The sequence below is a fragment of the Conexibacter stalactiti genome (assembly GCF_033542075.1).
GTDB lineage: Bacteria > Actinomycetota > Thermoleophilia > Solirubrobacterales > Solirubrobacteraceae > Conexibacter > Conexibacter stalactiti.
The window spans coordinates 17,645-38,996 of sequence record NZ_JAWSTH010000045.1; the positions used below are offsets into that span (position 1 = coordinate 17,645).

At 71.1% G+C, this 21,352-nt stretch carries 23 protein-coding genes and 1 tRNA gene; 12 read left to right on the forward strand and 12 right to left on the reverse strand.

Features of this window, described 5'->3' with window-relative positions; translation table 11 throughout:
• Positions 1–2: 2 nt before the first annotated feature.
• The 3 genes from R7226_RS16810 to R7226_RS16820 all read right to left on the reverse strand — a co-directional run bounded on the left by R7226_RS16810 (position 3) and on the right by R7226_RS16820 (position 1,921).
• Positions 3–413: a VOC family protein gene (locus tag R7226_RS16810; RefSeq protein ID WP_318598364.1), complete on the reverse strand. Its 411-nt coding sequence runs from the start codon at positions 411–413 to the stop codon at positions 3–5.
• Positions 414–423: 10 nt separating this feature from the next.
• Entirely contained in the window at positions 424–867 is a 444-nt protein-coding gene (locus tag R7226_RS16815; RefSeq protein WP_318598365.1) for a helix-turn-helix transcriptional regulator, read from the reverse strand.
• 109 nt (positions 868–976) lie between these two features.
• Complete coding sequence (locus R7226_RS16820; RefSeq protein ID WP_318598366.1) at positions 977–1,921, reverse strand: endo alpha-1,4 polygalactosaminidase; 945 nt, start codon at positions 1,919–1,921, stop codon at positions 977–979.
• A 105-nt stretch (positions 1,922–2,026) separates the two neighbouring features.
• Here R7226_RS16820 and R7226_RS16825 point away from each other — a divergent pair, with 105 nt between their 5' ends.
• The 4 genes from R7226_RS16825 to R7226_RS16840 all read left to right on the forward strand — a co-directional run bounded on the left by R7226_RS16825 (position 2,027) and on the right by R7226_RS16840 (position 4,052).
• Positions 2,027–2,182: a helix-turn-helix domain-containing protein gene (locus R7226_RS16825; protein WP_318598367.1), complete on the forward strand. Its 156-nt coding sequence runs from the start codon at positions 2,027–2,029 to the stop codon at positions 2,180–2,182.
• Positions 2,183–2,241: 59 nt separating this feature from the next.
• A complete protein-coding gene (locus R7226_RS16830; RefSeq protein ID WP_318598368.1) occupies positions 2,242–2,445 on the forward strand; it encodes a hypothetical protein in 204 nt (67 codons plus the stop codon).
• Positions 2,446–2,507: 62 nt separating this feature from the next.
• Entirely contained in the window at positions 2,508–3,395 is an 888-nt protein-coding gene (locus tag R7226_RS16835) for an SMP-30/gluconolactonase/LRE family protein (RefSeq protein WP_318598369.1), read from the forward strand.
• Positions 3,396–3,479: 84 nt separating this feature from the next.
• Complete coding sequence (locus tag R7226_RS16840; protein WP_318598370.1) at positions 3,480–4,052, forward strand: dihydrofolate reductase family protein; 573 nt, start codon at positions 3,480–3,482, stop codon at positions 4,050–4,052.
• A gap of 383 nt (positions 4,053–4,435) precedes the next feature.
• Here R7226_RS16840 and R7226_RS16845 read toward each other — a convergent pair.
• Positions 4,436–4,509: transfer RNA gene (locus tag R7226_RS16845), tRNA-Pro, on the reverse strand.
• Positions 4,510–4,663: 154 nt separating this feature from the next.
• On the opposite strand from R7226_RS16845, the gene R7226_RS16850 reads away from it, so the two are divergent.
• The 5 genes from R7226_RS16850 to R7226_RS16870 all read left to right on the forward strand — a co-directional run bounded on the left by R7226_RS16850 (position 4,664) and on the right by R7226_RS16870 (position 9,274).
• Complete coding sequence (locus R7226_RS16850) at positions 4,664–5,437, forward strand: Nif3-like dinuclear metal center hexameric protein (protein WP_318598371.1); 774 nt, start codon at positions 4,664–4,666, stop codon at positions 5,435–5,437.
• A 96-nt stretch (positions 5,438–5,533) separates the two neighbouring features.
• Positions 5,534–5,722, forward strand: coding sequence for a hypothetical protein (locus tag R7226_RS16855; protein WP_318598372.1), 189 nt, complete (start codon positions 5,534–5,536; stop codon positions 5,720–5,722).
• A gap of 120 nt (positions 5,723–5,842) precedes the next feature.
• Positions 5,843–7,651 (forward strand): AMP-dependent synthetase/ligase, encoded by a 1,809-nt coding sequence (locus R7226_RS16860; protein WP_318598373.1) that lies wholly within the window; start codon positions 5,843–5,845, stop codon positions 7,649–7,651.
• Positions 7,652–7,674: 23 nt separating this feature from the next.
• On the forward strand, positions 7,675–8,154 hold the full coding sequence (locus R7226_RS16865; protein ID WP_318598374.1) for a hypothetical protein: 480 nt from the start codon (positions 7,675–7,677) through the stop codon (positions 8,152–8,154).
• 13 nt (positions 8,155–8,167) lie between these two features.
• Positions 8,168–9,274, forward strand: coding sequence for a pyridoxal phosphate-dependent aminotransferase (locus R7226_RS16870; RefSeq protein WP_318598375.1), 1,107 nt, complete (start codon positions 8,168–8,170; stop codon positions 9,272–9,274).
• A 119-nt stretch (positions 9,275–9,393) separates the two neighbouring features.
• On the opposite strand, the gene R7226_RS16875 is transcribed toward R7226_RS16870, so the two are convergent.
• Positions 9,394–10,659 (reverse strand): patatin-like phospholipase family protein, encoded by a 1,266-nt coding sequence (locus R7226_RS16875; protein ID WP_318598376.1) that lies wholly within the window; start codon positions 10,657–10,659, stop codon positions 9,394–9,396.
• A gap of 94 nt (positions 10,660–10,753) precedes the next feature.
• Between R7226_RS16875 and dacB the strand changes: the two genes are divergently transcribed.
• Complete coding sequence (gene dacB, locus R7226_RS16880) at positions 10,754–11,998, forward strand: D-alanyl-D-alanine carboxypeptidase/D-alanyl-D-alanine endopeptidase (protein WP_318598377.1); 1,245 nt, start codon at positions 10,754–10,756, stop codon at positions 11,996–11,998.
• A gap of 36 nt (positions 11,999–12,034) precedes the next feature.
• Entirely contained in the window at positions 12,035–12,463 is a 429-nt protein-coding gene (gene mscL / locus R7226_RS16885) for a large conductance mechanosensitive channel protein MscL (protein ID WP_318598378.1), read from the forward strand.
• Here the strand turns inward: mscL and R7226_RS16890 are convergent.
• Entirely contained in the window at positions 12,460–13,773 is a 1,314-nt protein-coding gene (locus R7226_RS16890) for an MFS transporter (RefSeq protein ID WP_318598380.1), read from the reverse strand. The genes mscL and R7226_RS16890 overlap by 4 nt on opposite strands.
• Positions 13,774–13,809: 36 nt before the next feature.
• Here R7226_RS16890 and R7226_RS16895 point away from each other — a divergent pair, with 36 nt between their 5' ends.
• Positions 13,810–14,775 carry a LysR family transcriptional regulator gene (locus R7226_RS16895; protein ID WP_318598381.1) on the forward strand — a complete coding sequence of 322 codons (966 nt, stop codon included), beginning with the start codon at positions 13,810–13,812 and terminating at the stop codon, positions 14,773–14,775.
• On the opposite strand, the gene R7226_RS16900 is transcribed toward R7226_RS16895, so the two are convergent.
• The 6 genes from R7226_RS16900 to R7226_RS16925 are packed head-to-tail and all read right to left on the reverse strand — an operon-like array spanning position 14,772 to position 21,199.
• On the reverse strand, positions 14,772–16,130 hold the full coding sequence (locus R7226_RS16900; protein WP_318598382.1) for a glycosyltransferase family 39 protein: 1,359 nt from the start codon (positions 16,128–16,130) through the stop codon (positions 14,772–14,774). The genes R7226_RS16895 and R7226_RS16900 overlap by 4 nt on opposite strands.
• Before the next feature lie 23 nt (positions 16,131–16,153).
• Positions 16,154–18,205, reverse strand: a complete 2,052-nt coding sequence (ligA, locus tag R7226_RS16905; RefSeq protein ID WP_318598383.1) for an NAD-dependent DNA ligase LigA — start codon at positions 18,203–18,205, stop codon at positions 16,154–16,156.
• Positions 18,202–19,020, reverse strand: a complete 819-nt coding sequence (gene surE, locus R7226_RS16910) for a 5'/3'-nucleotidase SurE (protein WP_318598384.1) — start codon at positions 19,018–19,020, stop codon at positions 18,202–18,204. Before surE ends, ligA begins: the two co-directional genes overlap by 4 nt.
• A gap of 7 nt (positions 19,021–19,027) precedes the next feature.
• Entirely contained in the window at positions 19,028–19,783 is a 756-nt protein-coding gene (truA, locus tag R7226_RS16915) for a tRNA pseudouridine(38-40) synthase TruA (RefSeq protein WP_318598386.1), read from the reverse strand.
• Between the two features lie 42 nt (positions 19,784–19,825).
• Positions 19,826–20,179: a 50S ribosomal protein L17 gene (gene rplQ, locus R7226_RS16920; protein WP_318598387.1), complete on the reverse strand. Its 354-nt coding sequence runs from the start codon at positions 20,177–20,179 to the stop codon at positions 19,826–19,828.
• Between the two features lie 24 nt (positions 20,180–20,203).
• Positions 20,204–21,199, reverse strand: a complete 996-nt coding sequence (locus tag R7226_RS16925; RefSeq protein WP_318598388.1) for a DNA-directed RNA polymerase subunit alpha — start codon at positions 21,197–21,199, stop codon at positions 20,204–20,206.
• Between the last annotated feature and the right edge of the window lie 153 nt (positions 21,200–21,352).

A 21,352-nucleotide genomic window follows, 5' to 3' on the forward strand; every position in this document is an offset into this window, starting at 1 on the left:
GTCTAGCTCAGCTCCTGGATCCGAAGGAGGTTGCCGGCGGGATCGCGGAAGGCGCAGTCGCGCACGCCGTAGGGCTGGTCGATCGGCTCCTGCACGACCTCGGCGCTGCTCGCCTGCAGTCTCGCGAAGGTCTCGTCGAGGTCGGCGGTCGCGAGGTTGACGCTGGCGTAGGTGCCCTTCGCCATCATCTCGGTGACCGTCCGTCTCTCCTCGTCGGTGATGCCGGGGGTCGCCTCCGGCGGGTAGAGCACGATCGACGTGTCGGGCTGGCCGGCGGGACCGACGGTGATCCATCTCATCCCGTTGTAGCCGACGTCGTTCCGGACCTCAAAGCCGAGCGTGTCGCGGTAGAAGGCGAGCGCGGCCTCGGGGTCGTCCTGCGGCAGGAAGCTGGCGTGAATGGTGATGTTCATGGCGCTCACGCTAACGGCGCTGGGCGGGCTGCGCTTCTCGATTCCTGACCGGTCGCGTGACTTGCTTGGCGACGCACGGAGGCATGCCGACGGTCGCCTCCGCCTGCTCGCGCCGGTAGGCGCTCGGCGGCATGCCGACCAGCTCGGTGAAGCGGCTGCTGAAGGTGCCCAGCGAGGAGCAGCCGACCTCGAAGCAGACCTCGGTGACGCTCAGGTCGCCGCGCCGCAGGAGCGCCATCGCGCGCTCGATCCGCCGCGTCATCACGTAGCTGTACGGCGACTCGCCGTAGGCGGCCCGGAACTGGCGGCTGAAGTGCCCGGCCGACATGTGCGCGTCGCGCGCGAGCGCCTCGACGTCGAGCGGCTGCGCGTACTCCCGGTCGATCCGGTCGCGCACGCGACGGAGCCGCGCGAGGTCGCCCAGTTGCTGCGCCGCGGCAGGTCTGCTCGTCACCTCGGAGATCATGCCACGTCGTGCGGGCCCTCCAAAGCGCCGCCCGAACCCGGCGGCGGCCGGCCACGGGCTGCCGCGCAAGCAGGCGCGGCAGCCCGGCAGGCCTCGTTCAGCAGGCTCTGTACTCGTAGGCGGGGTCGCCCGACGGCGTCACGTAGCGGTCGCGCAGGATCACCGAGATGCTCGCGCCGCGCGCTCTGCACGCGTCGGCGTAGAAGCCGGTCCCGCCGAGCGGGTAGTCGGGGTCGTCGCCCGGATAGAACGGCTCGTTGTCGGTGTACTCGATCTCGTACACGAGGCTGCCGTAGGCGCTCGTGAAGTCGTCGCACTCGCGGATCGTCGTGCTCGAGCCGGAGTAGAGCTGGCACTCCTCGGCGATCGCGAAGTCGTAGCCGGCGGCGTCGAGCGTCGGCGCGACCTCGCCGGTGTTCTTCTGCGCGATCGCGAGGCCGCTTCTGTCGGAGCCGACGGTCGCGTTGTGGGCCTCCGTCGCCATCCCTCTCATCACCGCGACGTTGTTGGACTGGGTGAGCAGCTCGGCGTATCTGGCAGTGCTCGGGTCGTCCGAGCGGTACCAGGAGTCGAGGTTGTCCGGCTCGATCGCGTCGAAGCCGTCCGCCTTGCATCTGTCGAACCACGCGCCGAGGATGCCGATCAGCGTCGTGCGCTTGGTCGAGGTGCGCGTGTCGAGCAGGACCTCGTTCCAGTCGGGGTCCGTGATGTATCTGCCGTCCGCTCCTCTGAGCAGGAGCGTCGGGTAGTTCGCCTCGAACCAGGCGAGGTCGCCGATGCGGGGGTTGCCGGGGTCGTTGGTCTGCGCCTGGAACGCGTTGACGTAGCAGACGTTGTACTTGCCGCTGGCCGGCGTCGCGAGGCGGTCGCGGCTGACCACTCTGACCGCCGAGACCGGGGTGTACGGGGCGCCGATCTGGTAGTCGAACTGGCCGTTGGCGGGCGGCAGCGTGTACGCCGGCGCGGCGCTCGGGAGGAGCGCGCATACGCCGGCCAGCGCGGCCGCGACGACGCCTGCACGAATGCGGGTGCGTGAACCCATCGGTATCTCCTAGATCTGCATAGATTCCTCTGACAGGAACGCTATTCCGGAATGCGCAGTGCGATCCTACGCAGACCCGCGCGGCGATTGCAAGGCCTTCGGCCGGTGCCCCATCACTTCCGCGTCCTGCGCGAGGCCGGGATCATCGAGCAGCACTACAGCGGCACCGCGATCCACAACTCGCTCCGCCGAGCCGACCTCGACAGCCGCTTCCCGGGGCTGCTCGACGCCGTCATCGCCGCCGGGCTCAACGCCGTCTGACGCGGGGGCGGCGCCCGCTTTCAACTGCGCCGTGGTTCGGCGTAAGGTGTGAGCGGCCGATGACGAGACCGCCGATCTCCCCTGTGCTGGAGCCGTTCGACGTCGCCGTCTGGCTCGACGCCGACATCCCGTGGGTGATGCGCGCGATCGCGGAGGACGGGATGCCGGTGCTCGGCTACCGCAGCGACGGCGTCCCGCTGCTCGCGGTCGACGAGGTCCGCGCCTGGCTGCGGCGGCCCACGCTCCAGGACGACGAGACCTGAGCCGCGGACTCCCCTCTCGATTCGGCGTTTGACGAACCGGTGGCTGCGGGGAGGCACTGGCGATGAGCCCCATCCGCAGCACCGCAGTCGCGGCGGCCGTCATCGCCGCCGCAGTCGCAGCACCAGCCTCGGCCTCAGCCAAGACCATCACGCTCCCCGCCGGCTTCTCGGCGGAGGCGATGACGGCCCACCACGGCGCGCTCTACGTCAGCTCGCAGACGAGCGGCGAGGTGCGCCGGATCGACCCGCGCAGCGGGCAGCAGACCGTCCTCGTCGCCGGCAGGAGAGGCGGCCGCGGCAACGGCCTGCGCTTCGCCGGCGACAACCGCCTGATCGTCGCCGGCGGCACGAGCAGAACGATCGACGTCTACGACGCGCGCAGCGGCAGGCTGGTCCGCCGCCATCGCGTCCCCGACTCCGGCTTCCTCAACGGCGTCGCTGTCCAGCGCGGCACCGCCTACGTCACCGACACCCTCACGCACGTGATCTACGCGCTGCCGTCCTCCGGGAGAGGCAGCGTCCGCACGATCAGACCGGGCGGCGACTTCACGCCGCACCAGCTCGATCTCGACGGGATCATCCCCGCCGCGCCCGGCACGCTGCTGACCGGCCAGTACGGCAGCGGCAAGCTGTTCGCCTTCTCGACGAAGTCCGGCGCGACCCGCCAGGTCTCCCTGAACCGGCCGCTGCCGACCAACGACGGCCTCGCCCTGCGCGGCCGCACGCTGTTCGTCACCGAGAACCGCGGCAAGGTCGAGGCCGTCCGCCTCAGCGCCGACCTCACCAGCGGCCGTGTCACCCAGACGCTGCCGCGCAGAGGCAACCTGCGCAACCCGGTCGACGTCGCGATCGTCGGAGGTCGCGCGTGGGTGCTCGACGGCCACAGACCGACCACCCCCGCCAGAACCGCCAGACAGGTCGACAGAATCATCGACCTCGGGAGCCTCTAGCCCGGTCTGCTCGGCGGAGGTGACGGAACCGTCACCTCCGCCGGCCGCCGATGAGTTCCGCCGCCGCTGGCAGTCTCATCGCACATGACCAACGCCACGCTGCTCTACGCCATGCAGGTGTCGCTCGACGGTTTCATGGAGGCCCCGGGCCACGACATCTCCTGGACTCACCCGGACCCCGAGGCGCACACCTACATGAACGAGATGGAGGCGGCGACCGTCGTCAGTCTCTACGGCCGCAGGCTGTTCGAGCTGATGGAGTCCTTCTGGCCGACGGCCGGCGAGGACCCGAACGCCCCGCCCGAGGTCGTGCAGTACGCGCGCATCTGGCGCGAATCGCCGAAGGTCGTCTTCTCCAACACGCTCGATGCCGTCACCGGCAACGCGCGCCTCGTCAGAGGCGACGCCGCCGAGGGGGTCGCCCGGATCAAGCGCGAGACCGACGGCCTGATCACCGTCGGCGGCGCCCACCTCGCCGCGTCGCTGATGCGCGCGGAGCTGGTCGACCAGATCGAAGTGCTCGTCTACCCCGTGCTGATCGGCGAGGGCACGCCGCTGCTGCCCGAGCTGCGCGACCGCGTCGGCCTCGAACTGGAGGCGACGCGCACCTTCCAGCAGTCGGGCGTCGTCAGCCTGCGCTACCGCGTGCGGCGCTAGCCAGCGCGAGCCGACGTCGCCCAACGCCGTGCGCGCGCAAGGACCGGAAAGCGGCCCGGCCACCCGGGCGATGCGCCCGCGGCGCCCGGGCCGCGGCTGCGTCTTGGACCACCATGAACTACTACGAGACACGCACACGCGCCTACAGATGGCTCACCGGAATGGCCGCTTTACGGATAGGTCCAACTGAAGCGCTCGCGACAGTAGGTGGAAGCCCATCCACCGGCAAGGTCACAGGCCAGCGGAAGCACCCGAGAAGTCAGCCCGCTGGCACCCACAGACCGCTAGAGACGCGTGCCGGATGCAGAAAATGGCACCTGCAATGGCACCTGCAACACCCCCAGACACGCGAAAAGCCCCGCGTTAGCGGGGCTTTCCTGTAATCGGGGCGCCGAGATTTGAACTCGGGACCTCTCCGACCCGAACGGAGCGCGCTACCAGGCTGCGCCACGCCCCGATGACGCTCATCAGTATTCCACAGAGGCGGCACCGCGCGCCCGCCGCCCGCCGCGCCGAACCTCGCCGACCGACCGATCACTGCGGATCCGGGCGTCTCCGCGACCCCCAATCCCGCGGTGATCGCCCCCATCCCCACTGCTACCGTCCCGCTCATGTCCGCCCGCACCGCTGAGATCGTCGCCTACCTCGACGACCTGCTCCAGATCGACCGCTACGCCGACATGGGGCCCAACGGGCTGCAGGTGCCGGGCGCGAGCACGGTCACCACGATCGTCACCGGGGTCTCGGCGCAGCTGGAGCTGTTCGAGCAGGCCGTGGCGCATGGGGCGCAGCTCGTCATCACCCATCACGGGATCCTGTGGGAGTTCGAGCCGCGTCGCGTCGGGCCGGCGCAGGCAAAGCGGCTCAGAACGCTGCTGAGCCACGACGTCAACCTCGCCGCCTACCACCTGCCGCTCGACGGTCACCCCGAGGTCGGCAACAACGCGCTGATCGCCGCCGGGCTCGGCGCCGACGTCGTCGAGCGGGCGTTCGACCACAAGGGCATGCCGATCGGCGCGATCGCGCACTTCGACGCCAACGGCGGTGACGGGATCGCGGCAAGCGAACTGTTCTCGCGCGTGGAGACGCTGACCGACCGCGCGCCGCTCGTCTTCGACGCCGGCCCGGCCTACGTGCGCCGGCTGGGGATCGTCTCGGGCTCGGCGGCCAACGACCTCGGCACCGCGATCGAGCTCGGGCTCGACGCCTTCCTGACCGGCGAGCCGAAGGAGCACGTGATGGCGCAGGCGCGCGAGAACTACGTCCACTTCATCGCCGCCGGCCACTACGCGACGGAGACCTTCGGGATCCGCCGGATCGGTGAGCTGGTCGCTCAGCGGTTCGGCGTTGATCACCATTTCGTCGACGTGCCAAACCCCGTTTAAACGCCAACACGCCGCGTTCGGACATGGGCGTTTGAGCGCGTCCGTGTCGCGAGGTATAACGGATCAACGGCATCCACACGGGAGGTCTCACGACCGATGGCAAACCATCTGACGCCCACGGAGCTCGCACGCGAGGCCGGTCTCGACCGGCGCGACGTGATCATGAAGTGCTTGGAGATGGGCGTCCCCATCTACAACGGGCGAATCGACAGAACCCTCTTCTCCGCGACCCTCGACGAGCAGTACCAGGTCACCGCCTCTCCGACACCGTTGGCGACCGGATAGGTCGCAGCAGGTCGCACCGGTGCCGGTTCCTGGCCAGTCGGCCAGGAACCCGCGCGCGGGTGACCGCGCCGGCATAGAATCGCCCTTCTCCCGCACCGCACCCCGAGGAGGAGGATCAGCATGGAGGCCAGCGTCACGCACAGCGCCGCCGAGGCGTCGACGGGCTCGCAGACGATCGCCGACCTGCTGCCTCTCGCGGTCGCTCGCTACGGCGACCGCACAGCGTTGAAGACCAAGCGCGACGGCGCCTGGCACGACGTCACCTTCGCCGAGGTCGGCCGGATCGCCGACGAGATCGGCCTCGGCCTGATCGACCTCGGGATCGCCGCCGGCGACCGCGTCTCGATCCTCTGCCGTACCCGCCCGGAGTGGACCTACGCCGACTGGGGCGCGATCGAGGCCGGCGCCGTCGTCGTGCCGATCTACCAGACCAACTCGCCTGAGGAGTGCGACTGGGTCCTCGGCGACTCCGACGCCGTCGCCGTCTTCGCCGAGAACGCCGGCGAGCTGGCGAAGGTGCGTGAGATCCGCGCCGGCCTCCCCCACCTCAGACACGTGATCGTGATCGACCCCGACGGCGTCGAGATCGACGAGTCGGCCGGCGAGATCACGCTCGGCGAGCTTCGCGCGCGCGGGCGCACGCGCCCCCGTGAGGAGCTCACCGCGCGCTACGAAGCGGTCACCCCGCAAGACCCGTTCACCTTCATCTACACCTCCGGCACGACCGGCCCGCCGAAGGGCTGCGTGCTGACGCACGGCAATTACCGCGCGATGCTCGACATGGTCGAGCACGGCAACGGGATGGTCGAGAACGAGCTCACCTACCTCTACCTCCCGCTCGCCCACTCCTACGCACTGCTGATCCAGCTGCTCTCCTACGACGTCGGCGCCGCGATGGCGTACTGGACCAACGACCCGCTCCAGATCATCGTCGAGCTGAACGAGGTCCACCCGACCAACCTGCCTTCGGTCCCGCGCATCTTCGAGAAGATCTACACGCTCGTGACGGGCAACTACCCGAAGGAGCAGATCCGGCAGGCGGCGCGCGTCGGCGTCGAGGTGCGCCACCTCCAGCTCAGAGGCCAGCCGGTCCCGCCCGACCTCCAGGCCGCCTTCGACAGAGCCGAGGAGGAGCTGTTCAGCAAGGTCCGCGGCGCCTTCGGCGGCCGCGTCCGCCAGGCCGTCACCGGCGCCGCGCCGATCGCCAAGGACATCCTCGAGTTCTTCTACGCCTGCGGCGTGCCGGTCTTCGAGGGCTACGGCATGACCGAGACCTCGACCGCCGCCACCTTCCAGTCGGCCGAGGAGCACAAGTTCGGCACCGTCGGCAAGCCGTTCCCGGGCGTCGAGCTGAGAATCGGCGAGGACGGCGAGGTGCTGATCAAGGGCGCCAACGTCTTCGCCGGCTACCACAAGCGCGCCGACGCCTCCTTCGGCGCGATCGACGACGGCTGGCTGCACACCGGCGACCTCGGCGCGCTCGACGCCGACGGCTTCCTCACGATCACCGGCCGCAAGAAGGACATCATCATCACCGCCGGCGGCAAGAACCTGACGCCGGCGAACATCGAGAACGACATGAAGCAGTCGCGCTGGATCTCGCAGGCGGTGATGCATGGCGACCGCCGGCCCTTCCCCGTGATCCTGCTGACGCTCGACGCCGAGATCGTCATCCCCTGGGCGCAGCAGCAGGGCCTGCCCGACGACGTCCCGTCGCTGGCCAGAGCGCCCGAGCTGCTGGCGTTGATCCAGGCCGACCTCGACGCCGCCAACAGCAAGTACGCCCAGGTCGAGCAGGTGAAGAAGTTCCTCGTGCTGCCGCACGACCTCTCGCAGGAGACCGGCGAGCTGACGCCGACGCTGAAGGTCAAGCGCGCGGTCGTCAACGAGAAGTACGCGGAACAGTTCGATTCGCTCTATGACGAATGACCGCGTAGTCTGAAGGACGAGAGATGCGCACGGATCCGAGCGAAACCGGCGGCCTGTTCATCACACGCCGCCCTGGGACGAGACCGACCCAGTACAGAACCCCGCCGAGAACGGCCGGCGAGAAGCGTCGCCGCGCCGACAGCGTCGTCGCGGCCGGTCTGCTCGCGCTGATGGTGCTGATCAACCTCAGCTTCTGGGGTCCGATGCCGGTCGCCTGCCTCTGGGTCGGCGGCCATCTGCAGCACGCGACCGACAACATCGGCGTCGGCCTCATAGCCTCCTTCGGCACGCTGATCGGCCTGCTGCTGCTGGGGCTGATGGCGCTCAAGCGGCTCGACTACATGTGGATCCTCGTGCGCCGTGCCAGCGGCCATGACCAGCGCAGAGGGGTCATCGGCAGAATCTTCATGATCTGCTGCGCGATCGGGGCGCCGGTCTTCATGGTCTGGCTGATCGGCTTCAGCGGCGCACAGCTGTCGGGCGCCGGCAACATGGGCATCTGACCCGCCGCGCACGATGGGCATCCGCGGGTACTACAAGCAATTCGCCGGGATGACCGACGAAGAGGTCACCGAGCAACTGCGCGAGCAGTCGGCGGAGGCGCGCCGAAAGGCGCTGGCGACCGTCGAGGCGGTCGACCTGTCGCAGACGACCTGGCACGAGCTGCCGCACCCCGACGTCGTCGCCGCCGTCACCTTCGCCGCGCGCGGGACGCTCAACGTCGCGCCCGACCCGACGGCGGAGGATGTCCGCCGCGAACTGGCGCGCCGGCTCGCCGTCGAGCCCAACCGGATCGCCGTCGGCAACGGCGCCGGGCAGCTGCTCTCCTCCGCCACGCGGGCGCTCGTGAAGCCCGGCGAGGAGCTGCTGATCCCATGGCCGTCGTATGGCCTCTACCCGCTGATGGCCCAGCGCGCCGGCGCCCGCGCGGTGCCGGTCCCGCACGGTCACGACGTCGAGCGGCTGCTGGCGGCGGTGACGCCGCGCACGCGCGCGATCGTGCTCTGCAACCCGAACGACCCGACCGGCTCCTACCTCACGCCGGCCCGCCTGCGCGAGCTGCTCGACGCCCTGCCGGAACAGGTCTCGCTGCTGCTCGACGAGGCGCTGATCGACTACGTCGCCGACCCCGGCGCGGCCGCCGCCTCGCTGGCGCTGCTCGACGACCACCCGCGCCTGCTCGTCTTCCGCACCTTCTCGAAGATCTACGGCCTCGCCGGCCTGCGCTGCGGCTACGTGATCGGCAGCCGCGGCGCCGAGCAGCTCGTCGCCCAGCTGGCCCCGGAGCTGGGCGTCGGAACCCCGGTCCAGGCCGGCGTGCTCGAGGCGATCCGCGTCTGCGAGCCGCAGGTCGCGCAGCGCCGCGCGACCGTGCTGGCCGAGCGCGCGCGGATGCTGGAGCTGCTGCACGAGCTGCCGCTCGACGCCGCCGCCAGCGAGGCGAACTTCCTCTGGCTGCGCGCCCCCGGTCTCAGCGACCAGGAGCTGGCCGCGCGCCTGCGGCGCGGTGGCGTGATCGTGACAGCCGGCAGCGCCGTCGGCGACGAGGAGCACGTGCGCGCGACGATCCAGGCGCCGTTCCACGCCGAGCGCCTGCTCGAAGCCGCCCGCACGGCCTTCTAAGGCGCGATCCGCCTGCGCTGAGACCGAAGAATCGTGGTTCGTGCCAAGGACGCAGGAAGCGCGGTGGGCGCCAGCCCATAAGCGACCGAGGACGCCGGCACGGGCCACGAGGCGAGGTCTCAGTCGCTGGCGGACTGGCGCAGCAGCGTGCTTCTCGTCTGCTCCAGGATCGCCCGCCAGCGCGCCGTCTCGGTCGGCTCTGCGGCGGCGAAGTGCTTGACGACCTTGTTGACGCGCGTCGCCGAGATCTCGATCCCGTGGCGCGCTGCGACGCGGCGCAGCCTGCCGTAGTCCTCCGACAGCTTCACCGTCACCGAGCGGAAGCCGTGGCGGGCGATCTGCACGCGCGAGCCGTAGTCCATCACGCTCGTGCGGAACATCAGCTCATCGCTGGGATCCGGCTCGATCAGCACGATGTCGACGCCGGGGTAGCGCTGCTCCCACTGGCGCTTCATCTCGTGGAGGCGGTTGTGGGCGATCAGCTTGAAGGTCTGGTAGCCGACCTGCGGGAAGCCCATGTCGGAGATGCGCGTGTGCGGCGCGCCGTCGCTGCCGTCGTTGACGTACGGCACGAGCGGGTTGACGACGACCAGCAGTCTCGCGCCCGCCTCGACGGCGATGTCGAGGTTGGTCGTCGAGACGATCCCGCCGTCGACCAGCTCGCGGTCGCCGACGCGGACCGGCTTGTAGACCATCGGCAGCGCGGTCGAGGCGCGCACGGCGGTCGAGATCGGCACGTCGTCGAAGCCCGCTCTGCCGAAGACGACGCGCTCGGCGGTGTCGAGGTCGGTGGCGGTCAGGTACAGCTCGCTGCGCAGGTCGCGGAAGTCGTCGCTGCGCTCCTCGCCGCTCAGCACCGAGCGCACGTACGACTCGATCCCCCTGCCCGAGTAGAGCCCCGACGGCATCCCCTCCGCCAGCCCCAGCACGACGTCGAGCGCCGAGACCTGACCGAGCTGGCCGAGCACCCTGCGCGTCAGCCGCGCGGCGCGGAACGGGAAGCCGATCGCGCTGCCGACCAGCTCGCGCACGTTGAGCGACATGACCGTCTTGAGGTCGACGTCGGGGAAGGGCGTCGGCACCTGTCTGTTGACGACGCGCATCATCTCTTCCGGCGTGACGCCGTTGGCCGTCATCGCCGCCACGAGCGAGCCGGCGCTGGTGCCGACGTAGACGTCGAAGTCGTTGACCGAGCGGTTGACGGACAGCAGGTCGAGCGCCCGCAGCGCGCCGATCTCGTAGACCGCGCCGGTCACCCCGCCGCCGCCGAGCACGAGCGCGGTCTTCGACGGCCTGCCGTTGCGCGCGGCAGTGCGCCGGCGTGAAGCCGCCGGCGTGCTCGCGCGCGCCTCAGCGGAGGTCTGGAGTCTGACGACCTTGCCCATGCGTCCCATAGTGTACGGCGACGTACCGCAACGGAAACCCGCCCGGTCGGTCCCGCGACCGCGACTTTCCAGCACAATCGCTGTTCCGACCGTCATGCGCCGTCTCGCCATCCTCACCTCCCTGCTCGTCCTCGCCCTGCCGGCCGCCGCGTCCGCGGCGCCGCTCGACGCGGCCGTCAGCCGCGAGCTGTCCCGCGGCGGCGGCGCCAACGGCGCCTACGTGCTCGACACCTCGACCGGGAGAGTGCTCGCCTCGGTGCGCGCCGACTCGGCGCGGATACCGGCCTCGGTCGAGAAGCTCTACACGACCGCGACGGCGCTGCTCAACTTCGGCGCCGACGCGACGCTCGACACGAGAGTGCTCGGCAGCGGCACGCTCAACGCCAACGGCGTCTGGAGAGGCGATCTCTACCTGCGCGGCAGCGGCGACCCGAGCTTCGGCAGCGCCTCCTTCACGCAGTACGACGGCGGCAGCGGCGCGACCGTCAGCGACCTCGCGGCGGCAGTCGCCGACGTCGGCATCGTGCGCGTCACCGGCCGCGTCTACGGCGATGAGTCGCTGTTCGACCTGCGCCGCGGCGGCCCGTCGACGAACTGGGGCTTCGACGTCTGGATCGGCGGCCCGCTCAGCGCCCTGCTCTACAACCGCGGCCTCGCGAAGGAGAACGGCAGCGCGCTCGCCAAGCAGCCGGCGCAGTTCGCCGCCCAGCAGCTGACGGCGGCGCTGAGAACGGCCGGCGTGCGCGTCGCGCGGCCGGCGGCGCTCGGCACGGCCCCGCAGAACGCCGAGGAGCTGGCGGTCGTCTCCTCCCCCGCGATGTCGCGGCTGGCGGCGCTGACGCTGGTGCCCTCCGACAACCTCTTCGCCGAGCAGCTCGCGAAGACGCTCGGCGCGAACTTCGGCGGCTCCGGCTCGACGACCGCCGGCACCGCGGTCATGCGCAGCACGCTGCAGAGATTCGGCATCAGCCCGCGGATCGCCGACGGCTCCGGCCTCTCGCGCGCCAACGCGACGACGCCGCGCCAGGTCGTGACGCTGCTCGACGGGATGCGCGAGGAGCCGGGCTTCCGCGCCGGGCTGCCGGTCGCCGGGCGCGGCGGCACGCTCGCGAAGCGGATGCGCGGCACGATCGCGCAGGACCGCTGCCAGGCGAAGACCGGCACGCTCTCCAACGTCTCGGCGCTCGGCGGCTACTGCACGACCGCCAACGGCCACACGGTCGCGTTCGCCTTCATGTTCAACAGCGTCAGCACCTACTCCGCGAAGGCCGCCGAGGACCGCCTCGCGCAGCTGCTCGCACGCCAGCGCCCGGCTGGTGCGGTCCGCGCCTCACGCTAGCGTCGTCTCCCGTCGAACGACCGACGGGAGGCAGCAGTGCTGAAGGGCTTCAAGGAGTTCATATCGCGCGGGAACGTGATCGACCTCGCGGTCGCGGTCGTGATCGGCGCCGCGTTCGGCGCGGTCGTGACCGCCCTGGTCGCCGACTTCATCACGCCGGTCATCGCCGCGATCGGCGGCCAGCCGGACTTCTCCGACCTCAGCTTCACGATCAACGGCAGCGAGTTCGCCTACGGCCACTTCATCAACGCGGTGATCTCGTTCCTGATCATCGCGGCCGCGGTCTACTTCCTCGTCGTGCTGCCGCTGGAGAAGATGCTGAAGCAGCCCGACGCGGCGTCGAGCGAGTCCGACGTGCGCGCCTGCCCCGAGTGCCTCTCGATGATCCCGTCGGAGGCCAACCGCTGCATGTACTGCACCTCGGTCGTCGGCCCCGCTTCGGCGGCGCCGGCGCCGGCCTCTTAGGCCGCGACGGGAACGGGCGCCGCGAGCGGCGGCGTCCGCCGCAGGCGCAGCGAAAGGAGGAGCGCGCCGGTCAGCAGCACACCGCCGACCGTCATCACGGCCGTCCAGTGGCCGCCGCTCCAGGCCGCGCCTGCCGCTATCCCTCCGGCGGAGGAGCCGAAGTAGTACGCGAACAGGTAGAGCGCGGAGGCCTGCGCGGCCGAGCCGGCGCCGCTGCTGCCGCGCCGCCCGACCCAGCTGGAGGCGACCGAGTGGCCCGCGAAGAAGCCGGCCGTCAGCGTCGCGACGCCGAGCACGATCAGCGGCAGCGAGTGGGCGCCGGTCAGCGCCAGGCCGATCCCGGCGAGCGCGATCGCCAGCGGCAGCACCGGGCGGCGGCCGACGCGATCGGCGAGGCGGCCGGCCCAGGCGGAGCTGAACGAGCCGATCGGATAGACGAGGAAGATCGCCGCCACCGCCGCGTGGCTCAAGCCGTACGGCGCCTCCTCGAGGCGGAACGTGAGCCCGTTGTAGACGGCGGCGAAGGTCGCCATCAGCAGTGCGCCGACGGCGTCGAGGCGCAGCAGCCCCGGCTCGGTCAGGTGGACGCGCATGCCGCGCACGAGCCGGCCCGGCTGGAACGGACGCGGGTGGAAGTGGACCGAGGCCGGCAGCAGCTTGATCGAGGTCAGCGCGCACAGCAGCGCCAGCCCGCCGACGGCGGCGAGCGCCAGCCGCCAGCCGCCGACGTCGGCGAAGACGCCGGAGAGCAGCCGCCCCAGCATCCCGCCGATCGCGTTGCCGCCGATGTAGAGCCCGATCGAGAGGCCGAGCGAGGAGCCGTGGATCTCCTCCGCCAGATAGGCCATCGCGACAGCCGGCAGCCCGGCGAGCGCGATCCCCTGCAGCGCCCGCAGCACCAGCAGCAGCTCGAAGCTCGGCGCCGCCGCGCAGGCAAGGCCGAGCAGCGCCGAGAGCAGCAGCGACCAGCCCATCACGCGCGTACGCCCGTAGGTGTCGGCGACCCAGCCGGCCGGCACGAGCGAGAGCCCGAGCGCCGCCGTCGTCACCGCCAGCACGAGCGCGGCGGCCGCAGGCGTGACGGCGAACTGCTCTGAGAGCAGCGGCAGCAGCGCCTGCGGCGAGAACAGCAGCGCGAAGGTGGCGAGACCGGCGGCGAAGAGGGCGACTGCGGCACGACGGAAGCCGGGCTCGCCGGAGCGGTGACGAGCGGGCGTTGCGGAAGGGTCGGTCACGGGAGATCTACGGTAGGACGGCGTCAAGGATGTGTCCAATGCATGGTTGACGTTGAACCGATGCACTGAAAGCATCTGTGAGATGACTCCGCCGACAACGGTCGCGAGACCATGACCTTCGAGGAGCTGCGCTGGTTCGTCGCGGTCGCCGAGCGCGAGCACGTGACGGCTGCCGCGGCCGAGCTGCACGTCAGCCAGCCGGCGCTCTCGCGAGCGCTCGCGCGCGTCCAGGCCGACGTCGGCGTACCGCTGTTCGACCGCGACGGCCGTCGCCTGCGGCTCAACCGCTACGGCCGCCTCTACCTCGAACACGCCCGCCGCGCGCTCGCGCAGCTCGACGCCGGTCGTGACGAGCTTGCCGAGGCGACCGGCGCCAGCGGCGGCGGCACCGTCGAGCTGGCCTTTCTGCACACGCTCGGCACGTGGCTGGTGCCGGCCCTGCTGCGCGCCTTCGGCGCCGCCCACCCCGCGATCACGCTGCGGCTGGCGCAGGACAGCGCCGCCGAGATGCTCCAAGCGCTGCGCAGCGGCAGCGCCGACCTCGTGATCACCTCCCCGCGCCCGGACGATCCGACGATCGGCTGGCAGACGCTTGCGAGCGAGCCGCTGCGGCTGGTCGTGCCGCCCGGTCACCGGCTCGCCGGCCGCAGACGTGTGCGACTCGCCGACGTCGCCGCCGACCCGTTCGTCGCGATGAAGGCGGAGTACGGTCTGCGCGGCGTCACCGACGAGCTCTGCACGCGCGCCGGCTTCAGCCCGCGCATCGCCTTCGAAGGCGACGACATCGGCACGCTGCGCGGCCTCGTCGCGGCCGGGCTCGGCGTCGCGCTGCTGCCGCCGCCGCATTCGGCCGGCGCCGAGATCGCGCAACCGGCCACGCCCCACCTGCAGCTCTCCGACCGCGGCGCGGCGCGCCAGCTCGGCCTCGCGTGGGAGACGACCCGCTGGCGCTCGCCGGCGGTCGAGACGTTTCGCGCCTTCGTCGTCGAGCACGGCCGCGAGCTCGCCACGCCGGGCGCCGACGCGCCCGCGGATCCGACGCCGCCCGCCCGCGCCGCCGGCCGCCGCCGCCGCTAGCTCTCGACGAGGATCAGCCCGGCGGCGAAGGCGCCGACGTAGAGCGCCGACAGCAGCACGATCGCGACCGGGCCGAGCGCGTCGCGCCACGAGCGCAGGTCGGCCGGCCGCAGCGCCAGCAGGCAGACGAGCAGCACGAACGGGTCGAAGTACTTCTGGTACGGCAGCCGCGTCGCCAGCTGCGCGACGAGGAAGCAGCCGAACAGCACGACCGGCAGCGAGCGCCAGCCGTAGCGCCGCACGCCGAGCGCGGCGATCGCGCTGCCGATCGGCACCAGCAGCCAGAACAGCCACGAGGTGTCCAGCAGCTGCGGCCCGCTGCGCGAGACGCGCCACAGGTAGCCCTCGTCGCCGCTGCCGTAGGAGAGCGGCACGATCAGCAGCACGACGATCCCCAGCGCCGCCCCGCCGGCCGCCGTCAGCAGCCACGGCCTCAGCACCTCGCGGCCGGCGCCGCGCAGGGCGTCGTACGCCGGCCGCCAGAACAGCAGCGGCCCGTAGACGGCCAGCACCGCGAGCGTGAACAGCGGCGAGCGCAACGGCGAGACCTCGCGCCAGCCGAGCCGCCCCTCCTCGGGCGTGCACAGCCCGCAAGAGGCCGGGTCGCCGCCGACCGGCACGATCCCTCTCCAGGCGATCACCAGCGCGCCGAACGGCACCGCCGCGGCCGCCAGCAGCGCGATCCCGCCGGCGATCCGGCGCCAGTCGATCCCGGGGCGCGTGAGCAGCCAGACGCCGCCGAACAGCCCCAGCCAGACGTACGACTGGCGCGTCAGCAGCGCCAGCGCGATCCACAGACAGGCGAGCGCGAACGCCTCCATCCGCAAGCGCTCGCGTGAGAACGCGAGGAAGCGGTCGATCGCCAGCAGCGCGAACAGCAGCCCGAGGTTGTCGGTCACGAGGATGAACGACTGCCCGAAGACGTAGGGCGAGAGCGCGAAGACGAGCGTCAGCCCGACCGCCGGCCAGGTCGCGAGCGCGACGTGGCGCCGCAGCAGGCGGTAGAGCACGAGCGTCGCGCCATAGGAGGCAAGCACGCCGACGATCCGCAGCTTCCAGATCTCCATCCCCACCAGCTCGCCCCAGATCGCGACGAGCAGGTGGTAGAGCGGTGTCTGGGCGGCGGGATAGTCGACCAGGTCGACGCCGGGCAGCTGCGCGGCGAACTGTCTGATCGTCGGCAGGTGGTAGGTCCACTCGTCGCCGCCGTGGTAGGTCGGCATCGTGTCGGTCAGACCGCGCAGCGCGGCGACGGCCAGCAGGTACGGCAGCGCCAGCACGCCCGCGACGTGCCAGCGCGTCGGCACGCGCGCCCACCAGCGGACGTCCGGCCCGCGCATCACCCCAGTTCCCATGTCAGCCTCAACGGGGGCGATGGTCAGTTGTTTCGCTCTTCGGAAGCCAGCTCGCCGCGCAGCAGCGCCTCGAGCCCCTCCTCGTCGAGCACGGGGACTCTCAGCCGCTCGGCCTTCTCCAGCTTCGTGCCCGCTCTCTCGCCGGCGACGACCCAGTCGGTTCTTCTCGACACCGACGAGGTGACGTGCCCGCCGGCGGCGAGGATCCGCTCGGTCGCCTGCTCGCGCGTGAGCGTCGGCAGCGTTCCCGTCAGCACGATCGCCTTGCCGGCCAGCGGCCCCTCGCCGGGCGGCGGCCCCTCCTCCTCCATCCGCACGCCGAGCGCGCGCAGGTCGTCGATCACCGCGCGCAGTCGCTCGTCGCTGAGCTGCTCGTGGATCAGCTCGCCGACGATCGGCCCGATCCCGGGCGTGCCGGCGATCTGTTCGGCGCTCGCGTCCAGCAGCGCGTCGATCGTGCGGAACCGCTGCGCGAGGTTGCGCCCCGTGACCGTCCCAACGCCTTCGATCGAGAGCGCGAACAGCACTCTGCCGAACGGACGCTCCTTCGAGGCCGCGATCGCCGCGACGGCGTTCGCCGAGGAGGTCTCGCCGAACCGCTCCAGTCTCGTCAGGTCGTCCGCCGTCAGCCGGTAGAAGTCGCCCGGTCTGCTGACGAGGCCGGCCTCCATCAGCGCCGAGACCTGCTTCTCACCGATCCCGTCGACGTCCATCCCGGCGCGCCCGACGAAGCTCTGCAGCTGCTGCCAGCGGCGGCCGGGGCAGACGCGGTTGGGGCACTTCGTGAAGACGCCCTCGCCCTTCACCGTCGGCGTATCGCAGATCGGGCATCTGACCGGCGGTCTGGGCACCGGCGCGCGGTCTCTGCGCTCCGCGACGTGCGGCGCGGGCGAGATCACCTGCGGGATCACGTCGCCGGCGCGCAGCACGATCACGTCGTCGCCGGGGCGCACGTCCTTGCGCGCGAGGTCCTCCTCGTTGTGCAGCGTCGCGAGCTTGACGGTGACGCCGCCGACGTGGACCGGCTCCAGCTGCGCGAACGGGTGCAGCGTGCCGAACTTGCCGACGTTCCACATCACGTCGATCAGTCTCGTGACCGCCGTCGTCGGCGGGAACTTCCACGCGATCGCCCAGCGCGGGTCGCGCCCGACGACGCCCAGGCGCCGCTGCAGCTCGGCGTCGTCGACCTTCACGACGACGCCGTCGATCTCGAACGGGAGCGTCGCCCGCCGCTCCTGCCACCCCTCGCAGCGCGCGACGACCTCCTCCGCCGTTCTCAGCCGCGCGATGTCGGGGTTGACCGGGAAGCCGTGCTCGCTGAGCCAGTCGAGCGCCGCGTGGTGGCTGTCGAACGAGATCCCCTCGGTCTCCCCCACCTGGTAGCACCACATCGACAGCGGCCGCTCTCTGGCCAGCCGCGAGTCGAGCTGACGGATCGTGCCCGCGGCCGAGTTGCGGGGGTTCATGAAGGTCGATCTGCCCGCTTCGGCGCGGCGCGTGTTGAGCGCCTCGAAGTCGGCGAGCGACATGTAGACCTCGCCGCGCACTTCGATCCATCTCGGCGCGCCGTCGATCCGCTTTGGGATCTGCTCGATCGTGCGGATGTTGTGCGTCACGTCCTCGCCGGTCTCGCCGTCGCCGCGCGTGACGCCGCGCACCAGCACCCCGTCCTCGTAGTGCAGCGACATCGCCAGCCCGTCGACCTTCGGCTCGACGACGTAGTCGAACTGCGGATCCTCGATCCCCTCGCGCGCGAGGTGGGCGCGCATCCGCTCCACCCACGCGATCAGCTCGGCCTCGCTGCGCGCGTTGGCAAGCGACAGCATCCGTCGTCTGTGTCTGACCTTCGTCAGCTCCGAGACGACCGCGCCGCCGACCTTCTGCGTCGGGGAGTCGGGCGTCTGCAGCTCCGGGTGGTCGCGCTCGATCGCGCGCAGCTCGTCGATCAGCGCGTCGTACTCGTCGTCGCCGATCTCGGGGTCGTCGAGCTCGTAGTAGCGGCGGCCGTGGTACTCCAGCAGTCTGCGCAGCTCGGCGGCGCGAGCCGCCAGATCCTCAGCCGCGCCGGGGCTCACTCGACGTCCCGGGCCGCCGGCGCGATCAGCTTCGCGAGGTCGTAGCCGCGCAGCGGTTCGAGGCCGCCGTGGCTGGTGAGGTCGAAGTGGATCGGCGTGACGGCGATCTTGCCGGAGGCGACGGCGGCGATGTCGGTCCCGTCGTCGTCGAGCAGGTCGGCGGCGTCGCCGTAGATGCGGAAGAGGCGCCGGCGCGGATGCTCCTCGTCGGTCAGCTCCAGCGCGTCGCGGTAGAAGCGCTTGCCCAGCCGCGTCACCTCGACGCCGCTGGGGTGCGTACCTGGGGCGTTCACGTTGAGGAGCGTTCCCGCCTCCAGCGGTACGGAATCCAGCTCCTCCACCAGCCGGGCCGTGAATGCCGCGACCGCGCGGAAGTCGAACGTGACGCCCTCGCGGAAGTCGGTCTCGCAGGCGGTCGACTGCTGCGAGACCGCGATCCCCGGCAGCTCCAGCAGCAGCGCCTCGAAGGCCGCCGCGACGGTGCCGGAGTAGGTCACGTCGTCGCCGATGTTGAGGCCGTGGTTGATGCCGGAGACGACCAGCTCCGGCTGGAAGCCGTCGACGAGGCCGAGGCGCGTCAGGCGCACGCAGTCGACCGGCGTGCCATCGGTCGCGAAGCCGACGGTGCCGTCCTCGAAGTCGACCTCCTCGACCCACAGCGGCCGCCGCGTCGTGATCGAGCGCGCCGTCGCGGAGCGGTTGCCGTCGGGCGCGACGACGAGCAGCTCGACGCCGGGCAGCGCGACCAACGCTCTGCGCAGCGCGTTGATGCCCTCGGCCTGGATGCCATCGTCGTTGGTGAGGAGGATCTTCATCGCATGGTCATCGTATTGGCAGCACTCGCCGGCCGTCGTAGCCGACGCCGACGAGGTAGAGCCCGTGCGGTGGCGCGGTCTTGCCGGCGCGCGAGCGCGGCGCGCCCTCCAGCAGCGCCTCGAAGTCGTCGAGCGGCCGCTGACCGCCGCCGACCTCGAGCATCGTCCCGATCAGCACGCGGTTCATGTTGCGCATGAAGGCGTCGGCCTCGATCTCGAAGATCAGCAGGTCGCCGTCGGTGCGCCACGCGGCGGCGCACACCTCGCGCTGGAACAGGACGTGGGCGCTCGAGGTCGGCGTGAAGGCGGTGAAGTCGTGGGTGCCGACCAGCGCGGCAGCGCAGCCGTCGAGCGCGTCGCGATCGAGCGGATGGGACCAGTGCAGCGCGCGGCCGCGCTCGTGCGCGCTGCGGCTGCGGCGGGTCAGCAGGCGGTACCGGTAGGCACGGCTGGTGGCGTCGTGGCGGGCGCTGAAGCCCGGCAGGGCCGGTCGCGCGTCGAGCACCGCGACGTCGTCGGGCAGCAAGGCGTTGAGCTTGTGCGCCGGCACCGGCTCGCCGACATAGGAGGCGACCTGCGCGAGCGCGTGGACGCCGGCGTCGGTGCGGCCGGCGACGGTCACGGTGACCGGCCGGCGGAGGACGACGGCCAGCGCGCGCTCCAGCTCCTGCTGGATGGTGCGCCGACCGGGCTGCGTGGCCCAGCCAGCGAACTCGCGGCCGTCGTACTCGAGCGTCAGTCTGGTGACGTGTGGGTTGCTCACCACGCCACCCTGACCGCTGGAGGCGGACCTCCCGAGCTGGTGCTAGACCAGCTCGAGGAAGACCATCTCGGTCGCGTCGGAACGACGCGGGCCGAGCTTGAGGATGCGGGTGTAGCCACCCGGGCGCTCCGTGTAGCGGGGCGCGATCTCCTCGAACAGCTTGTAGACCGAGTACTTGTCCTGCCCGAGGGCGGAGAGCGCCTGACGCCGAGCGTGAAGGTCACCGCGCTTCGCGAGCGTGATGAGCTTCTCCAGCTCGGGCTTGACGGCCTTCGCCTTCGTCTCGGTCGTTCTGATGCGCTCGTGGGCGATGACCTCCTTGCAGAGGTTCGCGAGCAGCGCCTTGCGATGAGCGGAGGAGCGGCTGAGCTGGTAGCGGTTTCGCTGGTGACGCATGGGATCGGAGAGAGTACCTGTTTGTCAGTCCTGACGCAGGTGGAGGCCACGGGCCTCCAGCGTCTCGATGACTTCGTCGATCGACTTCTTGCCGAAGTTGGGGATCGCGTTGAGCTCGTTCTCGGTCTTGGAGATCAGGTCCCCGACCGTCTGGATGCCCGCGCGCTTGAGGCAGTTGTAGGAACGGACACCGAGCTCGAGCTCCTCGATCAGGATGTCGTCCATCGCGTTGGCCGGACGGCCGCCGGGGCCACCGGCCGCGCCCGCGCCGCCGACGCCGCCGGCGAGGCCGGGCTCGAGCGCGCCGAGGCCGCCCGTGTCGCGCAGCTCGATGACGCGGTCGGCGTCGGTGAAGATCGCCAGCTGCGAGATCAGGATCTCGGCCGCCTCGCGCAGCGCGGCGTGCGGGTCGATCGAGCCGTCGGTCTCGATGTCGAGCGTCAGCTTGTCGAAGTCCGTCTTCTGGCCGACGCGCGCCTGCTCGACGGCGTACGCCACGCGGCGCACCGGCGAGAAGATCGAGTCGATCGGGATGACGCCGATCGGCTGGTCGGGCGACTTGTTCTCCTCGGCCGGACGGTAGCCGCGGCCGCGGCCGATCGTCAGGTAGACCTCGAGCTTGGTCTTCTTCTCGAGCGTCGCGATGTGCGCGTCCGGGTTGAGGATCTCGACGCCGGAGGGCAGGTCGATGTCCTTCGCGGTGATCTCGCCCGGGCCGGTCACGACGAGCGGCGCCTCGATCTCGGTCGCGTCGGAGTGCATGCGGCAGACGATGCCCTTGAGGTTGAGGACGATGTCGGTCACGTCCTCCTTCACGCCGGCGATCGTGGAGAACTCGTGCGCGACGCCCTCGATCCGGACGCTCGTGACCGCGGCGCCGGCGAGCGAGGAGAGCAGGACGCGGCGGAGGGAGTTGCCGAACGTGTAGCCGAACCCGCGATCAAGCGGCTCGATCGTGAAGGAGCCGCGGTTCTCCTCGACGGTCTCTGTGGTGATTCGGGGGACTTGGAAGTCAAGCATCGGGTTCGGTTCCAATCGTGTCGTGTCGTGAGCGCCGCCCGCCGCGGGGCGGATCATCCGGGCGTCGCGGGGGCCGGAGGGCGCCGGCCTCGCGACGGAGCAAGGCTTACTTCGAGGGGTGCGCGATGCGCGGAGCCGACGCCGGCAGGGCCG